This window comes from Terriglobales bacterium, from assembly GCA_035487355.1.
Classification (GTDB): Bacteria; Acidobacteriota; Terriglobia; order Terriglobales; family Acidobacteriaceae; genus QIAW01.
This window is the reverse complement of record DATHMF010000090.1, coordinates 1-3,164: the sequence shown is the minus strand read 5'-3', so window position 1 is coordinate 3,164 and position 3,164 is coordinate 1. Positions and strand designations below refer to the sequence as shown.

The 3,164-nt window shown below is 51.4% G+C and carries 3 protein-coding genes; 2 read left to right on the top strand and 1 reads right to left on the bottom strand.

Going from position 1 to position 3,164, the window contains the following annotated elements; all coding sequences use genetic code 11:
- Nucleotides 1-1,175 (top strand): divalent metal cation transporter (locus VK738_16655; protein HTD24291.1); only part of this gene is annotated, 1,175 nt, incomplete at its 5' end.
- A 501-nt stretch (nucleotides 1,176-1,676) separates the two neighbouring features.
- Nucleotides 1,677-2,330: an AI-2E family transporter gene (locus VK738_16650; protein HTD24290.1), complete on the top strand. Its 654-nt coding sequence runs from the start codon at nucleotides 1,677-1,679 to the stop codon at nucleotides 2,328-2,330.
- 449 nt (nucleotides 2,331-2,779) lie between these two features.
- On the opposite strand, the gene VK738_16645 is transcribed toward VK738_16650, so the two are convergent.
- The coding region (locus tag VK738_16645; protein HTD24289.1) for an AsmA-like C-terminal region-containing protein at nucleotides 2,780-3,164 on the bottom strand (385 nt) is incomplete at its 5' end.

The window sequence follows — 3,164 nt, the reverse complement described above, 5'->3', positions numbered from 1 at the left end:
CACAAGCGGGTGCTCAATTTGGTTTTAGCGTCCTTTGGCTGACCCTATTTTCTTATCCGTTCATGTGCGCGATCCAGGAAATCAGCGCGCGGATTGGACGCGTCACAGGTGCAGCAATATCCGCAAGCCTGCGTAAGGCATATCCTCGGCCAATCGTAATGGGTATCGTCTTCCTTCTTCTTATTTCGGCGATTTTCAACCTAGGAGCCGACCTGGGAGCGATGGGTGAAGCCGCCCACTTGCTGGTGGGAGGCCCCAGGTGGGTGCATATTCTTGGGTTTGGGCTGCTCTCCATGGTTTTGCAGGTCTTCATTCCGTACACCCGATATGTGAACTACCTAAAGTGGCTCGCCTTGTCATTATTCGCGTATGTGGTGACAGCCTTTCTGGTTCACGTTTCTTGGAGTGAAGCCCTGCGCGCATTGATTCTGCCCCCCTTAAATGGATTTCATGGGGAGTACTGCATGATGGTGGTGGCAGTACTGGGGACTACTATTAGTCCCTATCTGTTTTTTTGGCAGGCATCCCAGGAAGCAGAAGAAGTTCGAGATAAAAAAGAAGATAAATCTCTACGCAAAGATCCCTCACAGGCGCCTGAGCAACTTCGCAGAATCAAGATCGACACCTACTTTGGCATGGCGGCGTCCAACCTGGTGGCATTTTTTATCATGCTTACCTCTGCGGCAACTTTGCATGCCCATGGACAGACGAACATCCAAACGGCAACGGAAGCGGCGCAAGCTCTCGAACCGCTGGCCGGACGCTTTGCCTATGTCTTATTTGCTGCAGGAATAATAGGAACGGGCCTTCTCGCCGTTCCGGTACTGGCGGGAAGCGCAGCCTACGCAATCGGAGAAGCGATGCACTGGCGAGTAGATCTCGAGATCAAGCCGAAGAGAGCCTTCAAATTTTATGCCACGCTGGGTGCGGCCACGATCGCCGGTTTGGCTCTGAACTTCGTTCATCTGGACCCGATCAAAGCCTTGTTCATTGCCGCGGTTATCAATGGGATTCTAGCAGCACCCGTGATGGTTCTGATGATGTTGCTAACCCAAAATCGAAAAGTGATGGGACACTTTACTTTGCCTCTACAGCTGAAGGTGCTTGGGTGGGCAGGAGCCGGGGGCATGTGCGCTGCTTCCGTGGCCTTCTTAGTTGGAGCTTTTTGGAGTTGATCAAATTCGTTTTGTGCAGGCCCCGCTGCGGAACAGAATCCCGTGCGGCAGCGGGGGCTGCCTTCGCTTACGACTTGATAGCGAGATCGTTCTGAACCTTATGCGCTTCAGCAATGTTGTTAGCCTTCGTTCGAATGCTGGTCTTTTCGTCTTGTTTACGAACAGTGCCCTTCAAAATGATCTCCCCGCCGCACGATAACTCTTACGTTGTGGGCAGAGGTGGAGAGAGATTTATCTTGGACTATTGCTTGGCAAAGCTTCCGAGCCATCTCTCGATCGGCTGCAGTTTTTTTTCTTCCGGGCCCGAGTTGCTCTTGACCGCGCACCTTTCCACTCGCCTTTCAGGAGGTCAGGAGACCAACTGGCTTCATCGGGTATGGCTGGGCAAATTCTGCAGCATTCCCTGTATGGGCTTGCGGCTACGATTGGAACAATCTAAGCGCGTTTGTGGATCCAATTTGAGTGACAAGCTGGGAAGGGAGATAAGATGTCAAAAAACTCATGTTCTTCAATCTGATTCGTAAGGAGCAGATGAAGCAAAGATTGACGATCTCATTCGGCCATATGATCGACGTACATCAATTCATGGGGCGAGTGACCCAAATGGTGAGAGGATTTGCGGCCGGCAACTTTATCATCGGTTCTGCAATGGCAACGGTCACGATTCTCGTCCTTCTCGCGTTGAAAATACAGGGCGCCGTGATTCTTGGCATTGTGAGTGGATTTCTGAGTTTGATCCCTTTTCTAGGAGTAATTCTCGCGGTGCTGGTCCCTACCGCGGCTGCGCTTTTACAATTTACTACAGCAGGCCCGTTTGCCATTATTTTCTTAACAGTCGTATGCCTTCATATCATTTCCGCAAACTTTCTAATCCCAAAGATAGTCGGATTGCGGGTCAATATAGGCCCCGTCGCGGCCACAGCGGGGATCCTGTTCTGGGGTTGGCTATGGGGCTTGATGGGTATTCTACTGGCCGTTCCTTTGACGGCGTTTGTAAAGCTTGTCGCGGATTGTCATCCAACGTTGATTCATATTTCCAATCTTCTTGCGGAATCCCCTCGTCCCGTTTCACCCTGGATCCATTCCGGCCGGGAAACTATGTACAGAACAGTGCCTTACATACGTAAGAGATTTCCAGTCAAAATAAAGCTCTGAAGACAACAGAAGTTGGGACCGGTGATTTACCGGACAACAGAGGACAGCCACCCGTCCGTCTCGCCAAGCCTGCTACACCTAACCCTTATAGGCTTTGGATGCTCCACTACAAGAAAAGCCGGCCCTCCGTACTGGAAGGACCTGATTGTTGCGCGTGCGGGGCACCGGTAGTGTGAGTGTTAGACAACACCTCCGATCCACTCCCACCAAGAACAGGTGCCTGGCCGAACACAGGCATCTGTTCTCTCCCCCCTTGGTTCGGAGACGCGACCCAGATGTCAATTCGGACTTTGAGTTTCCTCCAGCTCGGTCGCACAAAAACGCATTCGAGAAATAACTCGCTCGCCGATTCAGGAACTCTTTTTAACGTAGGAATCTGTATGCGCAATTCCTGAGTGAAGCAACGATAGCCATGGCCATGGAGGATTCCTGTGGAACTATCTTGGTGTTCACCTGCTCGCTTTAGGAGATGAGACCTCAAGCTTGCGGGAAGCGCCGCCCCGATCATGGGCGAAGGTGGGATTGTCTTTTGTCCCGGTAATCTTGATCGCCAGCACAGTTCCAGCGTTTTCCCCTTTGAAAAATGGGTCAAGTGCCTTTAGAAAAAATGATTTCGCGCCAGTGGTTGTCTGGGAAAGCTTGGCCTGCATCACCAGGTTGCCATGAAAATCCAGCCCGCCGCTATCGAGGTTATAGGTTCCTCTCAGGTTGACCGATGCTCCGATTACATCAAAATTTAGATTTGAAAATGTCACTACACCGTTCCGAACCTGGAACCTTCCGGCCATTTCCGAAGCAACGCTGTTGATTTCCATCGCTTTTGGCTGCCCTTGG

Bases quoted from the DNA above. Each gene is read 5' to 3' on its own strand.
- VK738_16650 (HTD24290.1), top strand. From the start codon at position 1,677: ATGTTCTTCAATCTGATTCGTAAGGAGCAGATGAAGCAAAGATTGACG.